This window comes from Microcystis sp. M49636_WE2, from assembly GCF_030065375.1.
In the GTDB taxonomy this organism is placed as follows: Bacteria; Cyanobacteriota; Cyanobacteriia; order Cyanobacteriales; family Microcystaceae; genus Microcystis; species Microcystis aeruginosa_C.
Window position 1 is genome coordinate 1 of sequence record NZ_JASJFG010000773.1, and the last position, 17,667, is coordinate 17,667.

At 45.8% G+C, this 17,667-nt stretch carries 17 protein-coding genes; 6 read left to right on the forward strand and 11 right to left on the reverse strand.

Going from position 1 to position 17,667, the window contains the following annotated elements; genetic code table 11:
* On the reverse strand, window positions 1-350 hold a 350-nt coding region (locus PX484_RS17710; protein ID WP_110545606.1), incomplete at its 3' end, for a phenylpyruvate tautomerase MIF-related protein.
* A gap of 396 nt (window positions 351-746) precedes the next feature.
* Between PX484_RS17710 and PX484_RS17715 the strand changes: the two genes are divergently transcribed.
* Together PX484_RS17715 and PX484_RS17720 are read left to right on the forward strand one after the other, a co-directional pair.
* Window positions 747-1,514 carry a hypothetical protein gene (locus tag PX484_RS17715; RefSeq protein ID WP_287666265.1) on the forward strand — a complete coding sequence of 256 codons (768 nt, stop codon included), beginning with the start codon at window positions 747-749 and terminating at the stop codon, window positions 1,512-1,514.
* Window positions 1,507-2,328: a hypothetical protein gene (locus PX484_RS17720; RefSeq protein ID WP_287764652.1), complete on the forward strand. Its 822-nt coding sequence runs from the start codon at window positions 1,507-1,509 to the stop codon at window positions 2,326-2,328. Before PX484_RS17715 ends, PX484_RS17720 begins: the two co-directional genes overlap by 8 nt.
* A 51-nt stretch (window positions 2,329-2,379) precedes the next feature.
* Here the strand turns inward: PX484_RS17720 and PX484_RS17725 are convergent, their stop codons facing one another.
* From PX484_RS17725 to PX484_RS17735, 3 genes are all read right to left on the reverse strand, one after another.
* The gene (locus tag PX484_RS17725; protein ID WP_287764654.1) at window positions 2,380-2,580 is read right to left on the reverse strand and encodes a type II toxin-antitoxin system HicA family toxin; all 201 of its coding nucleotides are present in this window, start codon (window positions 2,578-2,580) and stop codon (window positions 2,380-2,382) included.
* Window positions 2,581-2,582: 2 nt separating this feature from the next.
* The gene (locus PX484_RS17730; protein WP_002784633.1) at window positions 2,583-2,777 is read right to left on the reverse strand and encodes a type II toxin-antitoxin system HicB family antitoxin; all 195 of its coding nucleotides are present in this window, start codon (window positions 2,775-2,777) and stop codon (window positions 2,583-2,585) included.
* Between the two features lie 310 nt (window positions 2,778-3,087).
* Complete coding sequence (locus PX484_RS17735; RefSeq protein WP_046661765.1) at window positions 3,088-3,354, reverse strand: hypothetical protein; 267 nt, start codon at window positions 3,352-3,354, stop codon at window positions 3,088-3,090.
* A gap of 455 nt (window positions 3,355-3,809) precedes the next feature.
* Between PX484_RS17735 and PX484_RS17740 the strand changes: the two genes are divergently transcribed.
* The 3 genes from PX484_RS17740 (at window position 3,810) to cobO (ending at window position 9,457) form a co-directional block, all read left to right on the forward strand.
* A complete protein-coding gene (locus PX484_RS17740) occupies window positions 3,810-7,643 on the forward strand; it encodes a CHAT domain-containing tetratricopeptide repeat protein (protein ID WP_287764656.1) in 3,834 nt (1,277 codons plus the stop codon).
* Between the two features lie 348 nt (window positions 7,644-7,991).
* Complete coding sequence (locus PX484_RS17745; protein ID WP_004268320.1) at window positions 7,992-8,777, forward strand: Uma2 family endonuclease; 786 nt, start codon at window positions 7,992-7,994, stop codon at window positions 8,775-8,777.
* Between the two features lie 74 nt (window positions 8,778-8,851).
* Window positions 8,852-9,457, forward strand: a complete 606-nt coding sequence (cobO, locus tag PX484_RS17750; RefSeq protein WP_108936143.1) for a cob(I)yrinic acid a,c-diamide adenosyltransferase — start codon at window positions 8,852-8,854, stop codon at window positions 9,455-9,457.
* On the opposite strand, the gene PX484_RS17755 is transcribed toward cobO, so the two are convergent.
* The 6 genes from PX484_RS17755 to pstS form a co-directional block, all read right to left on the reverse strand.
* Window positions 9,458-10,639 carry an aldo/keto reductase gene (locus PX484_RS17755; protein WP_002802315.1) on the reverse strand — a complete coding sequence of 394 codons (1,182 nt, stop codon included), beginning with the start codon at window positions 10,637-10,639 and terminating at the stop codon, window positions 9,458-9,460.
* Between the two features lie 168 nt (window positions 10,640-10,807).
* On the reverse strand, window positions 10,808-11,572 hold the full coding sequence (gene map, locus PX484_RS17760; RefSeq protein WP_002802314.1) for a type I methionyl aminopeptidase: 765 nt from the start codon (window positions 11,570-11,572) through the stop codon (window positions 10,808-10,810).
* Between the two features lie 259 nt (window positions 11,573-11,831).
* Window positions 11,832-12,641: a phosphate ABC transporter ATP-binding protein PstB gene (gene pstB / locus PX484_RS17765; RefSeq protein WP_004268318.1), complete on the reverse strand. Its 810-nt coding sequence runs from the start codon at window positions 12,639-12,641 to the stop codon at window positions 11,832-11,834.
* An 11-nt stretch (window positions 12,642-12,652) separates the two neighbouring features.
* Complete coding sequence (pstA, locus tag PX484_RS17770) at window positions 12,653-13,537, reverse strand: phosphate ABC transporter permease PstA (protein WP_045359638.1); 885 nt, start codon at window positions 13,535-13,537, stop codon at window positions 12,653-12,655.
* Window positions 13,538-13,541: 4 nt separating this feature from the next.
* Window positions 13,542-14,516 (reverse strand): phosphate ABC transporter permease subunit PstC, encoded by a 975-nt coding sequence (gene pstC / locus PX484_RS17775; protein ID WP_004268314.1) that lies wholly within the window; start codon window positions 14,514-14,516, stop codon window positions 13,542-13,544.
* A gap of 175 nt (window positions 14,517-14,691) precedes the next feature.
* Window positions 14,692-15,705: a phosphate ABC transporter substrate-binding protein PstS gene (gene pstS / locus PX484_RS17780; protein WP_004268312.1), complete on the reverse strand. Its 1,014-nt coding sequence runs from the start codon at window positions 15,703-15,705 to the stop codon at window positions 14,692-14,694.
* Between the two features lie 540 nt (window positions 15,706-16,245).
* Between pstS and PX484_RS17785 the strand changes: the two genes are divergently transcribed.
* Window positions 16,246-17,262, forward strand: a complete 1,017-nt coding sequence (locus PX484_RS17785) for a PstS family phosphate ABC transporter substrate-binding protein (RefSeq protein ID WP_287729107.1) — start codon at window positions 16,246-16,248, stop codon at window positions 17,260-17,262.
* 66 nt (window positions 17,263-17,328) lie between these two features.
* On the opposite strand, the gene PX484_RS17790 is transcribed toward PX484_RS17785, so the two are convergent.
* On the reverse strand, window positions 17,329-17,667 hold a 339-nt coding region (locus PX484_RS17790; protein WP_288104966.1), incomplete at its 5' end, for a phosphate ABC transporter ATP-binding protein.

The window sequence follows — 17,667 nt, forward strand, 5'->3', positions numbered from 1 at the left end:
CCAAAAGTAGTGCCATTCCATCCCCAAAGATCACCTTTCGCCTCGGCAAATTCTAGATAAATGCGATTTTTCGGTATTCCTAAATAAGCCTCAATTTCTTGACAAAAATCACTACTCATGCTTTTAGTTTGAGCGGCGGAAATAGAACCAACACTTTTAATCTCCACATAACACACCGGCTCAAAAGTGCCAGCAAAAGTCATTTTTATCCCCGATTCTAAAGCTGTCATCACATAGGATTCGGGTTTTCCCAGATGTTTAGCTAATTTAGCCGAAAGACTCTGCAAAAGTTGATTAATCGTCTCATCATCGAGGGAGGTGACAGAAGTTTGAATTTTAATTAGAGGCATAGGAAAAATCTCAGAAATATTTTTCTATAATATAACAGTGTTGATGGCAATCACAGATATTCTTTTGCTTCAGAAGGCTTCAATTATCCAATCCTTCAGAAATTATGAATTATGAATTATGAATTATGAATTGGGGATAGGCAATCTGGAAAAGTAAATAGGACTAGCTGAATAAGTACCTAAGCAAAATTAATTACACATATCTAACCCCCCTTGCCTTTTGCCTTTTGCTTTTTGCCTTTCTTCACTAGGAAATTTATTTTGCACGACTACTTATCGGTAGCAGCTTTGCTAAAAAATGGTTTTGGGACTTTATGAGCAAAACAACAAACTTTTTGCCGCAAACCCCACATACAGTACAATTATTACAGTTAAGGGTTTGAAAGGCCTAGGATGATGGCAAAGCAATCAAGGGCAATTGCGGTGACAGAACATGATAATAAATGTCCCGAATGTCTGCACTTAGAGATTTCGGGAGAACCTGTTGCGCCTGAGTCTAAGGGTGTTTTTTCGCTTTTGAAAAAGTCTGATCCAGAGGCGTTTTCCCTATCGGTGCGGATTATTTTTAATCAGCAGTGGCTTGATTTTTCTTTTGGACGGGTTAAGTTTGGTTTGCGGGGGGGAGAGTTACGCTTAAAACTGGAGAATGGCCAAATGCCTTCTGAGTTGAGAAATGAGGCGTTGAAAAAGATTTTAGCAAGGGAATTAGAGATTGAACGTCAGTTAGGAGGAGAACAGGAAAGCAAGTCTCAACTAGAAGGCTCTATAACTCCTGATTTATCGAAAGCAAACTTAAAGGGAGTTAGAGAAAAGCGTCAAAAAGAGTCCCAGGGGGATAAGTTTCAGCTTAAAATAGCGCAAATTAGTCACAAGGGAGCAAATAATCAGCCTGTGTGGGTGTTCGAGAATAGGACAGGTGAGCCTGTTTTGATTGGGGAATTAGCAGATTCCCTGGGTAAAATGTTAATTGCGGGTGTTCCCTGGAGCGTTGAAGCGACATTTACTCATGAAATGCGTCAGGTTGTGATTACGGGTTTAGAAAATTTATTTAAAGATGATATTTCTGGACACAAATTAAACGTATTTGAGTTAGCAGTAGCTAAGTTATTTTTAAAGCATAAAACCCAACCCTATCTAAGTCGTCAGGTATTACGTTATGAGTGATGCAGATTTTATTCGAGAAGTTGAAGAACTGTACCTGCGTCTTGCTAATGCAGATACAGATGATCTTGTTGAGTTAGCTAAACTTGCGGGTTTAGACCCTAAAACAGATTTAGCCGACTCTGTTTGGGTTCCCTATCCCAGCTTTGGGGAATTTCGCCAGAACACCTTAGCGGCGGCGGTGCTGACAGATTATCTAAAAGAGCATGGGATAGAGGTAGATGCTGCGGCGGCTGATAATGCTCAAGTGGTACTACCCAAGCTAGGTAAACTAGAAGCTGTGTTGATTCCTCAAGACTCTGGTGAAGAACCGTTGGATTTAAGCCAAATTAGTGTCGAAATTGACCTAAATCCGGCAACTCTAGCCTATATTTTAATCGAGTTAGGGGAAGGGGGAGCTTGGTTAACTGGGGTTCTGTTGAGTTCGGACCTGCGTCAGGATTTCCCAGAAGGCGGTGCGGTGTCCTTGGCGATGAGGAAACCTATATCGGCGCTGTGGGAGGCTTACCGTCGGTGGGAAAACTGTCAGCAAATCATGGCGCAGTATATCGATAAACAAGGCTGGTCGGCGGAACAGCGAGCGGAGGTAATCACAGTGTTAAACTGGGTCTGGGACTATCGGCAGGACTATGAGCGTCCGACGCTATTAAAGGAGTTTTTAGAAGAGAAGGCCAGCGAGAATAATGAGAATTTTAAACCCTTAGTCTCGCGTCCGGAAGGGGTAAGGGAAGCAACGCCTGAGCCGTCTTCAGTGGGTGCGGTGGACTGGCTAGAGGTGGCGATGGATTTGCTTGATGAATTGGGAAAATGTATTTAAAAAATAATCATGAAAAGCATTAAAATAATTGTCGAAAAGCTATAAAAGCTTTTAAAATTCTTCAATGGTCAATCCAGCATCGTTAACAATTCCAGCCATAGTATAAGCATTAACCGGATTGGCTCTAGGAATGACAATAATACGCTTCCCATTCGCCATCGTAATATGTTTACCTTGTCTAATGACTTGAAAACCTGCTTTTTCTAAGGCCTGAATTGCTCTTAAATGATTTATTCCTGGAAGTTTTGGCATAATTATCCAACTTCTACATAAAGAGATTCGTCATCTTTATTTAGTTCTTCGACTGTCTCTAAGTAGAGTTGAATGGCATCCTTGATATTTTCTAAAGCTTCCTCTTTAGTTTCCCCTTGTGACCAGCACCCCGGTAAACTTGGACACCATATCGCATATCCTTCCTCGCTCTCTTGTAACCTTACTTTATAGCGCATACTTACCTTTTAATTTTGACTATTATCATTTGTAATTATATCCCACTTTTCGCCATCTGGGAAACCTGCGCCCAAATGTAACATATAGTCATTTCAAATAAGGTTGTAGGGGCGAAGCATTCGGGCAATAACCTATCGCTGAAACCGTAGATTTCTTATCCGAATGCTTCGCCCCTGCGGGAGTGCTTACTGACAATAATAGTGAGATAGGTGAGTCTTGTCTCATTCTTAGTTGAAATAACTATATCTTGGGAACTGTAATAGGCGAATAAAATACTGCTATCTGTAATAATTTTGGGGGGATAATTTGTCATGAATGATCTTGCTGATGGTGGTTTTGGATATATTCTGCCACTACTTTTTTGCGGTTTTCTCGCAATGACAAATCAGGTGGAGCATTTTCTAAAAGATGCTGAGGATGACCTCCCCGGCGTTGTAATAAAGTTTTACGCGGTTTTAAGCTTTGCCAATGTTCGTAAATGAGTTTTTTCAGAAGTTCTTCTGAGCTAATATTCTCTTCGGAAATGATGTCTGCTAGATAGTTCTCGGTTTCTCGATCTAGATTAATGGATAACATTGTTACTTCATGGGATAAATCAACATCTTTGATTATAGCTTAAAATCCATGATCGCACTCACCCCCCATCCCCAATTGAGTTTGCTAGAGAAAAATTCAGGGTACGGGCGAAGCATTCGGATAGGAAATCTAGGGTTTCAGTAATAGGTTATTGTCCGAATGCTTCGCCCCTACTCAATCATCTAACAATCCGTCGTAACGCACCACACCTATCATTAATTTAACTTCGTTATAACATATAATTAATTGTCAAGAGTTCTTATCTGATTAGGTAGGCGTTAAAAATTATCAGATGCCCCCCTTATCAAGGGGGGACTAAGGGGGGATCAACACCCCCCTTATCAAGGGGGGACTAAGGGGGGATCAACACCCCCCTTATCAAGGGGGGACTAAGGGGGGATCAAACCCAAAATCTATCTTCAATTTAATTAGAACCACTACTACTAAAAACAATCATGAACGAAGCAAGAATAGAAGCTTACTTAGCCCTAATCCAAGCGCTCCTCCAGTGCGAAAATGGTCTGGAACCAGCGCTATTAGAGGCTAACGCGGAATTACTTGATGCAGGCTTAGTCGCTGTGATGAAGCAGTATGCAGACTTATTAGAACAGCAAGGACAAAGCAATGAAGGGAGATGGTTGCTGAATATGGCGCAACAGTTAGAGCAAATTTTAGACCCGCCAAGAGATAACCAAAACCTCTACATCAGTTTTTTACAAACCCTACTGGAAACTGTCGTAGAAAGTCACGGAAACCCCCAAGCAATTTATCCCCTGCTCGACAATAACCTCCATCTCTTAGATGAAAACTTACTTAACCTCCTCCGTGCTTGGGGAAATCAAACCAAGGAACAAGCCAGTCGAGAGGAAACTCACAGACTAGCGGCAATACTCTATTGTCTTACTTATGCTTTTCATGAATTTCCTAAAGGTAATCCACTCATTAACCTAGCCATTGCCGTCTATGGATACGAGTTTTGTGCTGCAACTAAACGCCAACCGGGATTAGAAAGGGATTTAGCCACAACCCTCAATAATCTGGGCGTAGCCTACGTCACCCAAGCCGAACTAGGGAAAGAGCCAGTGGCCAACCTAGAACGGGCGATCGCCGCCCTCACCGAAGCCACCACCATCCGCCGCCAACCCGGATTAGAAAGGGATTTAGCCCAAACCCTCAATAATCTGGGCAATGCCTACCGCACCCAAGCCCAACTAGGGAAAGAGCCGGTAGCCAACCTAGAACGGGCGATCGCCGCCTATACCGAAGCCACCACCATCCGCCGCCAACCGGGATTAGAAAGGGATTTAGCCCTAACCCTCACTAATCTGGGCAATGCCTACCTCACCCAAGCCCAACTAGGGAAAGAGCCGGTAGCCAACCTAGAACGGGCGATCGCCACCTACACCGAAGCCACCACCATCCGCCGCCAACCGGGATTAGAAAGGGATTTAGCCACAACCCTCAATAATCTGGGCATAGCCTACCACACCCAAGCCCAACTAGGGAAAGAGCCGGTAGCCAACCTAGAACGTGCGATCGCCGCCTATACCGAAGCCACCACCATCCACCGCCAACCCGGATTAGAAAGGGATTTAGCCCAAACCCTCAATAATCTGGGCGTAGCCTACAGCACCCAAGCCCGACTAGGGAAAGAGCCGGTGGTCAACCTAGAACGGGCGATCGCCGCCTATACCGAGGCCGCCACCATCCGCCGCCAACCCGGATTAGAAAGGGATTTAGCCACAACCCTCAATAATCTGGGCCTAGCCTACTGGACTCAATCCCAAGTGGGGAAAGAGCCGGTAGCTAACCGAGAACGGGCGATCAATGCCTACACCGAAGCCACCACCATCTTCCGCCAACTGGGATTAGAAAGGGATTTAGCCGAAACCCTCAATAATCTGGGCATAGCCTACCTCAACCAAGCCGAACTAGGGAAAGAGCCGGTAGCCAACCTAGAACGGGCGATCGCCGCCTACACCGAAGCCACCACCATCTTCCGCCAACCGGGATTAGAAAGGGATTTAGCCACAACCCTCACTAATCTGGGCATAGCCTACCTCACCCAGGCCCGACTAGGGAAAGAGCCGGTAGCCAACCTAGAACGGGCGATCGCCGCCTATACCGAAGCCACCACCATCCGCCGCCAACCCGGATTAGAAAGGGATTTAGCCGGAACCCTCAATAATCTGGGCAATGCCTACCGCACCCAGGCCGAACTAGGGAAAGAGCCGGTAGCCAACCTAGAACGGGCGATCGCTACCTATACCGAAGCCACCACCATCCGCCGCCAACCCGGATTAGAAAGGGATTTAGCCACAACCCTCAATAATCTGGGCAATGCCTACCGCACCCAGGCCCGACTAGGGAAAGAGCCAGTGGCCAACCTAGAACGGGCGATCGCCAATTATCGAGAAGCACTTTCCTTTCTCAACCCCGCTCTCTTACCGGCTGACACCCTGAGAACTGGGCGCAACTTAGGCGATATCGGTTTCCAGCAGGGTTGGTGGGACATTGCCATCGAAGGCTACACCGTCGCCGTGGAAGCCGTTGAACAAAGCCGCGCCTGGGCAACCAGTGAAGCCCTTCGCCAAGAGATTGTCCGCGAGTCCATCGGTGTTTATGAAAACCTAATCCAAGCCGCCGTTAACCAAGGCGACCTCTCCCTGGCGCTGCGAACCGTCGAACGTTCCCGCTCCAAACGCCTCGCCGACCTCATCGCTGTGGGCGACCTCTACGCCGATGGGCGCGTTCCCCCAGAGATCCAAGCCTGGTATCAGCAGGTTAAGGATAGCCGTCAGATCCAATCCCAACTCCGTCAAAAACCCCTCGACCAGCCCGGATTCACCCAGAAACCCCAACCCTACCCCATCGGTAACACCCGCGCCAGCTTTGCCACGGAACAACTCTACGCCGCCGAAGCCGCTGAACGTCAAGCCTGGGATGCTCTCTACCGCTTTGATGCCATCACCGCCCAACTTCAGCAACCCCAACCCCAACCCCGACTCGATCAGCTAACGGCGCTGCTTCCATCCCCCCAGACTGCCCTCCTCAGCTTCTACACCACCGCCACCCATACCCACATCTTTGTCCTGCGTCGCCCCTCCCGGGATGGCGGGGAAGGGGTCAACTGCCACACTATTCCCAATCCCCCGGAGTCCGCCAACGACTTGCAAAACTGGCTGGTCGTCAACTGGGTTAACCCCTACATTGCGATTAATCAAGCAGAGACCGCCCAATCCCGCCAGCAGCGTCGGGATGAGTGGCACCAAGCTATGGCCACTCGTCTGCAAGAACTGGCAACCCGACTGCAATTCGACACCCTCATCCAACAGCACCTCCAGGGCATCACTGAGTTAATCCTGATTCCCCACCTGTTCCTGCACCAAATTCCCTTCGACCTTCTACCCACCGCCCAAGGCCAACTACTGGGCGATCGCTTTCGCCTTCAGTTTGTCCCTAGTACGAAAATTCTCGGACTGTGCCAAGAGCGATCGCAACCGACTCCCGACACCCTGGGGATTGTGGAAAACACCACAGAGGATTTGCCCTATACTCCCCTAGAGTGTGAGTGGGTCGCCCAAACCTGGAATGTGCCTCGCCAACGGCGGCTACAGGGGCGCACAGTCACCCCCGACTCTTATCTGCAATTGCTGAAACAAGTGCAGGCTTTGCTCTCCAGCCACCACGCCACCAGCCGCCCCGATGATCCCCTCAACTCCCACCTCGTCCTAGCCGAAGAGCAAAAAGTCACCCTCCGGGATTTACTTAGTCCCCTGTGGCGTTTTCCCGAATTGTTGGAAGTGTTTCTCTCCTGTTGTGAAACCGGTCTCAGTTTTGCCACTTCCCGAGATGAAGAGGGAAACCTGCGACGGGAATTACTGGACGAACCCCTCAGCTTAGGTACAGGCTTTCTGCTGGGGGGCGCTCGTGCTGTGATTAGTAGTCATTGGGCGGTGACTGATCTAGCGACGGCGCTGTTTTCCCGGGAGTACCATCGCGCACGGCGGGCCGGAGAGGAACGTTTAACGGCTCTACATCAGGCTCGTCAAGCGCTGCGGGAGACTTGCCAAAAAGACTGGCGGGACCGTTTGACAGCCGATTATCAGCAGGCTTATCAGACTTGGCGACAAATGCGCCAAACTAAGGATCCGAACGCCGATACTGCTCAAGCCAATTATCAGAAAATCGGCGAATTGATCAAGTGGCTCGACGAATTTGCTCCCGACGCAGTGCCTTTTCAGGATTATCGTTACTGGGGGGCGTTCTATTGTCTGGGACTTCCTTAAATTATGAATTATTTCCTTGTTGCAAGTAAAATGTAGTAAAATGTAGGGTGCGTTAGACGGCGACAATCTTTGCTTAAACTTGAATCTAACAATCCGTCGTAACGCACCACACCTATCATTAATTTATTTGGTGCGTTGCTAGAGAAAAATTTGGGGTACGGGCGAAGCATTCGGATAGGAAATCTACGGTTTCAGTGATAGGTTATGCCCAAATGCTTCGCCCCTACAGGACTCTCAAAACCTTGCACCTGTTTCGCAAAAAAATATCCTAAAACTCTTATCTAGTCTATATTTCACATTTATTCAGTAAACCCTAATTAAATAAATGTCCCAGCCAGGGGAAAAACTATGACAACTCTCGACATTTTACCAGAAGTTACCTGTCCCCCCACCGATTTATGGAGTGATGAACCACCCTTGGAAAGTGATTTACATCTGCAACAGATCATAATTCTCCTCAATTGTCTAGAATTATTATGGCAAGAGAAAAACGATTACTACGCTTCCGGTAATCTGACTATCTACTATAACGAAGAACAACTGAAAAAGCGCGATTTCTGCGGTCCTGATTTTTTTGTGGTTTTAGATACAGAAAAACGTCCCCGCAAAAGTTGGGTGGTTTGGGGAGAACAGGGTAAATATCCCAATGTGATCGTGGAGATTATTTCCGATTCTACGGCCAATATTGACCGCACTAAAAAGAAAATTCTCTACCAAAATACTTTTCGCACTCCTAATTATTTTTGGTTCGATCCTAATACCTTAGAATTCCAAGGATTTACGATACTTGAGGGACAATATCAAGCTATTTCTCCCAATGACCGGGGTTATCTATGGAGTGAACAGTTAGGATTATATTTAGGCATATTTGACCGTAAACTGCGTTATTTTACCGCCGATGGTCAATTGGTTCCCACTCCCCAAGAAGCTGAATTACAGCAAAGACAAGCAAAGGAACAGATTCTTTTAGAAAAGGAACAGATTCTTTTAGAAAAGGAACAGGAACGACAGGCAAAAGAACAGGCTCTTTTAGAAAAAGAACAGGCTCTTTTAGAAAAAGAACAAGAACGACAAGCCAAGGAAAGATTAGCGGCAAAATTACGAGAATTAGGCATCAACCCCCAGACAATTTAGCCGGTCAAAATCTTCACATAGCGATCGATAACCCCTTGAGTTACAATTATCTTGATTTGACTGGACAGACCCGAATGCAACTCACTCCCGAACAATACAAAGAAAAAATGCAGCGCCGCAAGGTCATCCAAGAGGAACGTTTGGCCGAAAAAATCGCTGAAAAAGGTTTAATTATCGTTAATACCGGCGATGGTAAGGGAAAAACCACGGCAGCCCTCGGTATGGTTTTACGTTCCCTCGGTCATGGTTACAAAGTGGCGGTGGTACAATTCATCAAAGGTGCTTGGGAACCTGCCGAACAAAAGATTTTTAGTGTTTGGGGGGAACAAATCGAGTTTTATGCTATGGGGGAAGGTTTTACCTGGGAAACCCAAGATAGAGAAAGAGATATAGAGAAAGCCCAAGAAGCATGGCAAAAAGCCCTAACTTTTCTCGAAAATCCCCAATATCAATTAATTTTACTCGATGAGATCAATATCGCCCTTAAATTCGGCTATCTGGATATTCAGGAAGTTATCGCTGGTTTAGCCCGAAAACCCGCTAATTCTCACGTTATTCTCACTGGTAGAGGAGCTTTACCCGAATTAATCGAGATAGCGGATTTAGTCACGGAAATGAAGTTAATTAAACATCCCTTTCGTCAACAGGGAGTGAAAGCGCAACCCGGCATCGAATTTTAATTAACTACTGCTTAAGCGTTGTACCGTCTCTCCCGACAATAATCGATGAGTTTCGGCGAGAAGATAGGGAATTTTATCAGCGTGGGGACTAGCGGCTAAACAGGCAGTTAAATCGAGTTTTTCCACCTCTTTTGCCTGTTGACCGGGGAACCAATGACCCCCATTCCCCAAGAGATTGTATCTGGCCCTCGCAAAGTCAATCATATCGTAGGCGATAACAAGATTGCGTAACCAGAGGATAGAACGAATATTAATCTGATTGGGGGTATTTTCCCAGCTAGGTAAACCCACAGACCAAGTTTTTACCCAATTATCGCCTAAACAGTTGATCATCTCCCCTTGCAATCTCTCGATAATTGCCGGTAAAATCTCCTCGGAGCGATCGAGTAAGGGTAAAGTTTTCAGGTGTTCATCAAAATCTCTGGCTCGCGCAGCACCGATACTAAGGGTATGGACGGCCGGATGACTGAGACAAAATAGGTCATTAAAAACCATCGGACTGAGAGGAGAACAGAGAGCCACGAGCTTAGGGGGAGGATTGTAGAGATGGCCGCCCTTATCGGAGGGACTAATGATAAAAACCCCCATATCGTGCTGTTTTGCCGCTTCTATGGCCGGCCAGTTATTCTGAAAAATATAGTACCAGTGCAGATTGAGGTAATCGTAACAATTTGTTGCAATAGTCTTGACAATTACATCAGTTGGTGCATGGGTGGAGAAACCGATAAAACGAACTTTTCCCTGTTGCTGTAATTTTTTCGCCTCTTGCCAACAACCGCCCTCGGCCATAGTATCATCGAGAATTTCCTCGGTGTTGATGCCATGGATGCCCAACAAATCCACATAATCTAACCGTAAAAATTGCAGGGATTGCTCAAATTTACGGCGAAATTCCCGCACATCTTGACTAGGAGAAACTTTCGTCTGCACGATAATCTTTTCCCTCGGTAGTTGCGGCAAAATTTTGCCCAATTGCATCTCGGAAGTGCCGTAACCCCTAGCGGTTTCGATGTGATTAATCCCCACTTCCAGAGATTTATTGATAATTGCCTCTAAATTGCCTTGATTCTCGTCGGGAATTTGCGACATTGGCACATCCTGCCACTGAAATTGATAGCGCATCCCCCCACAGGAAAACACTGGCATTTGTAGATTAGTGCGACCGAAACGACGATACTGCATATATTCAGTTATCAGTGGGAATTATGAATTATGAATTATGAATTATGAATTATGAATTATGAAGTGGGGAGGTGGGGAGATGGGGTTTTAGGGTTTTGGGGTATTAGTTGAAACTTCCCTATTTCCCCATTCTCCCATTCCCTATCCCCTGTTCCCTGTTCCCTAAATTTAATCGGGTACAGTGAGAATTTCGACACCAGTTTCGGTGACGGCGATGGTGTGTTCAAATTGGGCCGAAAGTTTACCATCTTTAGTAATAGCAGTCCAACCGTCTTTTAAGACAATATGTTGCCAGGTTCCCTCATTAATCATTGGTTCAATGGTGAATACCATACCGGGGCGAATTTTTTTGCCCTTGCCGCGAGTGCCGTAGTGGGGAACCTGCGGACCGGTGTGAAAAACATTACTGATACCATGACCGACAAAATCTCTAACCACCGAGAATCCTTGGCCTTCCGCATATTCTTGGATAGCTGCGCCGATATCGCCGATTTTACCCCCCGGCTGCACTGCATCTATGCCTCTTTGCAGACATTCTCTGGTAACTTCCACTAACTTTTTAGCCAGGGGGGAGGGAGTACCGACAAAGAAAGTCTGGGAGGTATCGCCGTGATAACCCTCTAAAATCGGGGTGACATCGATGTTAATAATATCGCCATCTTTGAGGATTTGATCGGCGCTGGGGATGCCGTGACAGATAACCTCGTTAATGCTAGTACAGATGGACTTAGGAAAGCCGTGGTATCCTAGGGGCGCACTTTTGGCTCCATGGGCGCGAGTCCAACGTTCTGCTTCATCATTGATTTCTAGGGTACTTACCCCCGGTTTAACCATATCTGCCAGATGATCTAACAGTTTAGCCGCTAATCGTCCGGCTCGTCGCATTTTGTCAATTTCCCGCGGGGAGAGTAAGGTGATGGTATCGTTGCCCATGAATTATCCGACTGTTGAGAAAGATTCTTGTTACATTTCTTATCCTAGCAAAATCGGGCAGTCTTAGGGTTTAGGGTGTAGGGTGTAGGGTGTGGGGTGTGGGGGAATTATGAATTATGAATTATGAATTATGAATTGGGGAGCAGGGAGTGGGGTGTGGGGAGAATAAATAAAAATAATCTCCTGTCTCCTGACTACTGATAACTGATAACTGATAACTGATAACTGATAACTGATAACTGATAACTGACAAGACAAATTAACCGAATCTACCGGCTACATAATCGCGAGTTTGTTGATTAACTGCATCGGTGAAAATTTTCTGGGTGGTGTCAAATTCTACCAAACGACCGACGCGGGTTTCATCGGCATTAAAAAAGGCCGTGCGATCGGATACCCTAGAGGCCTGTTGCATATTATGGGTGACAATCACGATCGTGTATTGTTGCTTCAATTCATGGATTAATTCCTCGACTTTGAGGGTAGAAAGGGGGTCTAAGGCCGAACAAGGTTCATCCATTAATAATACTTTTGGTTTTACCGCCAAAGCGCGAGCAATACACAATCTTTGTTGTTGTCCTCCCGATAATCCTAAAGCAGATTTATTCAACAGATCTTTAACTTCATTCCAAAGAGCAGCCCCTTTTAAAGCTGATTCCACAATTGCATCTAATTCACTGCGACTAGCGGAACGATAAATTCTAATACCGTAGGCAATATTATCGTAAATACTAGCAGGAAAAGGGTTAGGGCGCTGAAACACCATACCCACCTGTCGCCGTAAGGTATGAAGGTTAACTTTGGGGGCGTAGATATCTTGGCCAAAAAACCTAACTTTGCCCTTAACTGTCACTTGTCCCTCTAATTCCCCGATGCGATTGAGGGCTTTTAAGAGAGTGGATTTACCACAACCGGAGGGGCCGATCATGGCGGTTACTTGCCTTTGCGGGATTTCTAAAGAAACACCTTCCAGGGCTTTTTTACTACCATAGAAAAAGCTAATATTTTCGACTTCGATCGCCGAATTAGCTAGAGAAGTAGGACTGTTCATGAGAGAGGAATCGATCATAAGAAAAATGCTTAATTTGAGCGTTTACGAGTGACAAAACGGGAGAGAAGGCTAGTAATTAAAACTAAGATAATTAGGACTAAAGAAGCTGTCCAAGCCAGGGAATTTTGTTCAGGAAAGGGGGAACTAGCATAGTTATAAATCAACACCGTTAAAGCCGGTGTGGGCGACCAAAGACTTTCTTGCCAAAATTGACTAAATAAAGCCGTAAACATTAAAGGGGCGGTTTCTCCAGCGGCCCGGGCCACCGCTAATAATATCCCGGTCATAATCGGTGCGATCGCTGCTGGTAGGACAATGCGAAATACCGTATCGAAACGGGAACCCCCCAAAGCGGAGGAACCGAGACGGTAGGACATAGGTATTAGTTTTAGTGCCTCTTCCGTGGTTAAAGCGATGATGGGCAACATAATCACCCCCAAAGCAAAGGCCCCCGCTACGGCGGAAAATTGTTTGGTAGTTAACACCAAAACCCCGAAGGAAAACACCCCGACAATAACGGAAGGGGTACTACTCAACACCACGATCGCAAAGCGCAGAATACCGCCAATTTTGGAACCCCGAGCGAATTCCGAGAGAAAAACCCCGGTGAGAATCCCCAGAGGTATGCTGCCGAGGGATGCTAAACCGACCATGGTTAAAGTACCCACGATCGCATTAGCGAAACCGTTGGGAACACTGGGATCGGAGCCAACTGGGGCGGGTAAAGAGGTGAAAACTTGCCAATTGAATCCGGGTAAACCTTCTTTGACAATTTGAAAGAGGATAGCGAATAAAGGTAGAATGGCGATGGCACTAAGAGCGATCGCTAAACCCGTGAGACCGTTGGTAAAAAAATGTCGCCAGGGTGACAGGGGTTGCTGTAAATCTTCTTCGGGAAAAGCTCCTTGGCTCATAAAATTAACGATTGCGGTTGATAAATTGTACTAATAAAGCCGCTACACTATTGACAGCTAAGGTAATAACAAATAGAATTAAAGCTAGATACATCAAGGCTCCGATGTGGATTTTTTCAAAAGCTTCTGGGAAGGTATTGGCTAGTACAGCAGGAATAGTATAACCGGGGGCCAAGAGGGAGGGACTAATAATCGAGGAGTTACCGATTACCATGGCTACCGCCATAGTTTCCCCTAAAGCGCGACCTAAACCGAGGATAATCGCCCCGATAATGCCAGAACTGGCCGCCGGCAACAACACGCGCCAGATGGTTTCCCAACGAGTGGCACCTAGGGCCATGGAGGCGCTGCGTAATTCGGGGGGGACGGTAAGCAACACATCGCGACTGATAGCGGAAATAGTCGGCACGATCATGATGGCCAGGATCACACCGGCGATCAGCATACTTGGTCCCAAAGGTTGGGTATTAAACAAAGGGAACCAAGCAAAATTTTGAAATAACCATTCTTGTAGGGGTTTAAGCACGGGAATTAGCACGAAAATCCCCCATAACCCGATAATTACGCTAGGAATCGAGGCAATTAATTCCACCAGAAAACCGATGGGATAACGGACACTTGCCGGCAAATAATTCTCGCTAGTGGTTAAAGCAACGGCAACACTGAGGGGAATAGCTAATACAAGAGCCAGAATCGAGGAAACGATCGAACCGAAAATAAAGGGTAAACCACCAAATTTGAGGACGTTCACATCCCAAGTGGTTCCCCAGAGAAATCCCCAACCGAATTCATTGATCGCCGGCCGCGCATCCTGAAAAACAATCCAGGCCATCCAGAGCAGAAAAATTAAACCAGAGGCGGCACAAATCCAGACTAAGACTGTAAAAATGCGATTGAATAAACCCGCAGTGCCGGGGTTTTCGTTAAGATTGGCCGCCGAGACAGCCAAGGACTCGACGGATTCAGAAAAATTGGCCATAAGATAGAGAGCGATTACCACTTATCAGTTGTTTAAAACGCAACTGTAGGGGCTGAACAATGTTCAGCCCACAGAAAAGAAATACTTGCAGTTATTAGTTATGGACTTAACCGGTAACTTTTTTCCATCTTACTGGAAAGCGGTGACAATCAAGCCTAAACTAATACAAAAGTATTTATTTAATTTTGTTAACTTCGGCTAAAACTTTTTGAGTCACCGATTGGGGAATCCGGGTAAATTCCAATTGATTGTTAATACCTTGACCAGTGGTCAGAATCCAAGTCAACAGTCTTTTAATTTCTGCCGCTTTTTTGTTATCAGCGTAGTCTTTCGGTACTAATAACCAAGTAATCCCGACGATCGGATAACCACTGCTCGGATCGTCCATATTAGCGGTAAAATCGGCGTTAAATTTGATCCCTTCCATCGCCTTGTTAGCTTGAGCGAGACTGGGTTCGACAAATTGACCAGCTTTATTCTGAACTTTAGCAGTTCTCATGGTTGCCCCTTCATTTTTGCGGGCAAAGGTATCTTGAACGTAACCGATCGAGCCTTCTGTTTGTTTAACCAGGGCCGCCACACCATCATTTTTCGGTCCTTTGAGAACGGTAAAACCCCAGTTAGGTTCTTTGCTGGTTCCCACCTTACTTTTGAAGGAAGGACTAATCGCACTCAGGTGAGAGGTAAAAATCTCGGTAGTACCGCTACCATCGGCTCTAACCACCACTTTAATGGGTTGGTTGGGAAGTTTCGGATCCACTTGTCTCCAGTTAGTGATCTCGCCACTGAAGATTTTACCGAGGTTAGCCCTGGAAATTTGCAGGTTATTTACCCCAGGCAAATTATAAACCACGGCGACGGCTCCCCCGGCGGTGGGAACTAGCAGTAAACCGTTTTTCATCTGGCCTTTTTCCGAGGAGGAAGGAGCGGCATCGGAAGCCCCAAAATCGACGGTTCCAGCGATAAATTGCCGGACACCAGCACCGCTACCGACGGAATTATAGTTAACGGTGACACCGGTGGCGTTTTTATAGTCGGCAAAATAACGCTGGTATAGGGGCGCGGGAAAGGAGGCTCCTGCACCGTTCAGGGTTTGGGCGAAAGCTTCTCCCATCGTCCCTGCTAAGGCCGCTGCCGTGGCGAAGGAGACAGCACACACACGAGTTAGGGTAGCAGTTGAGAATATCATAAATTTTCCGGTTGAAGAATCCTGCACAATTGGAGAAAGTTGAACTTTCTTCAAGATATAGTTTAAGGCACAAATATTACTTTTAAATCTAGAAATATTGGAGATTTTTTTGGGTTAAGATTCGGTAAAATTTTGGTTAAGTTTAATTTAAAAAATTCACAGCTTTTGGCAACAATTTAGATCGATTAAGACCAAAATCCATTGTATCTATTCGAGGATGAAATCTTAATTTAAACCATCTGTTGGGGAGAAATTGCCCGGACAAAGCTTTTTATCTAGGGTTTGCTGAATAAATCTAAAAATCTTGTTGGATAAGGCTTTTAGACTTTACACCCCACACCCCACACCCCACACCCTGCCCCCACGAAAAACTTTTTCAGCAGACCCTATCTAGGTGTGTCAAGGCAAACAGGGCCACCGCTGCTTTTCGCTACTGTTAAGTTTGTTATCTTTTTGGGGTGAGTTTCGTATTAAATCAATTTTTTTTGAAATGATGGAGATAAATTTTTCTGACTCCCAGAAAAGCAAGGGGATGGATAAATGCTGATAAATCTCGATAAATTGCTCAAAAAGGCTCTTATTTTTGTTAGTGCTGGTGTTTTAGTTGCTTGCGCTCCCGTTGACTCCCAATCAAACAAATCAATTATTATTGATGGGTCTAGCACCGTTTACCCGATCACCAAAGCTGTCGCCGATGAATACAAAAAACAAAAACAGCCGTCTGCGGATATAAGCGTCAAATTTTCGGGTACTACTGGCGGATTTCGGCAGTTTTGCGCTGGAAAAACTGATATTAGCAATGCTTCGCGACCGATTCGCAGCGATGAGATCGAAGCCTGTAATCGGAATAACATTAGATTTATCGAATTGCCGATCGCCTTTGACGCACTCACCATCGCAGTCAATAAAGAAAACAATTGGATTGACAGCATCACTTTAGAGGAATTAAAAAAAATCTGGGAACCTGCGGCCCAGGGTAAAATTACCAAGTGGAGTCAGGTGCGATCGGGATTGCCGGATAAACCTCTCAATCTCTTTGGTGCGGGCAAAGATTCGGGAACTTTCGATTATTTTACGGAAGCGGTGGTAGGAGAAGAAGATGTTAGCCGCAGCGATTACGTTGCCAGTGAAGATGATGACACTTTAATCCAAGGAGTTAGTCAAGATGCCAACGCCCTAGGATATTTTGGTCTAGCTTACTACGAAAAACAAGCGGCGAACTTAAAAGCCTTAGCAATAGACAGTGGTAAAGGGGCTGTTTTGCCCTCCCGGGAAACGGTGCTACAATCCACCTATCAACCCTTAGCCCGTCCTTTATTTATCTACGTTAACGCCCAAAAAGCCCAGTCTAATAAGGATTTACAGCGTTTTGTCGAGTATTATCTCAGTCAAGCTCAAAATATCGTTCAAGAGGTCGGTTATATTCCCCTGAGCGGTGAGCATTATCATTTAGCCAAGGTCACTTTCTTTAACGGGGAAGCGGGAACAGTTTTCGGGGGACACTCAAAATTCGATGTGACTTTAGCCGAATTACTGCGCCAGAAAGCCAAGTTTTAGAAACTTAAAATAGGGTGAGATTAACTCACCCTATCGACTTTTATTTTAGCTATTATTGCTGTGATCTTAACCAAAACGACCGCTAACATAATCTCTAGTGGACTCTTGAGCGGGATTTTGAAAGATAACCTCGGTGCGATCATATTCCACTAAATAACCCACTTTACCACCTTTTGGGGTCGGTTCAGCATTATAAAAAGCCGTTAAATCAGAAACCCGCGACGCTTGTTGCATATTATGAGTAACAATAACTATAGTATATTGGGTTTTCAATTCGTGAATTAATTCCTCAATTTTTAGGGTAGAAATTGGATCGAGTGCCGCACAGGGTTCATCCATTAAAACAACTTCCGGTTTAACCGCAATAGCGCGAGCAATACATAACCTTTGTTGTTGTCCCCCCGA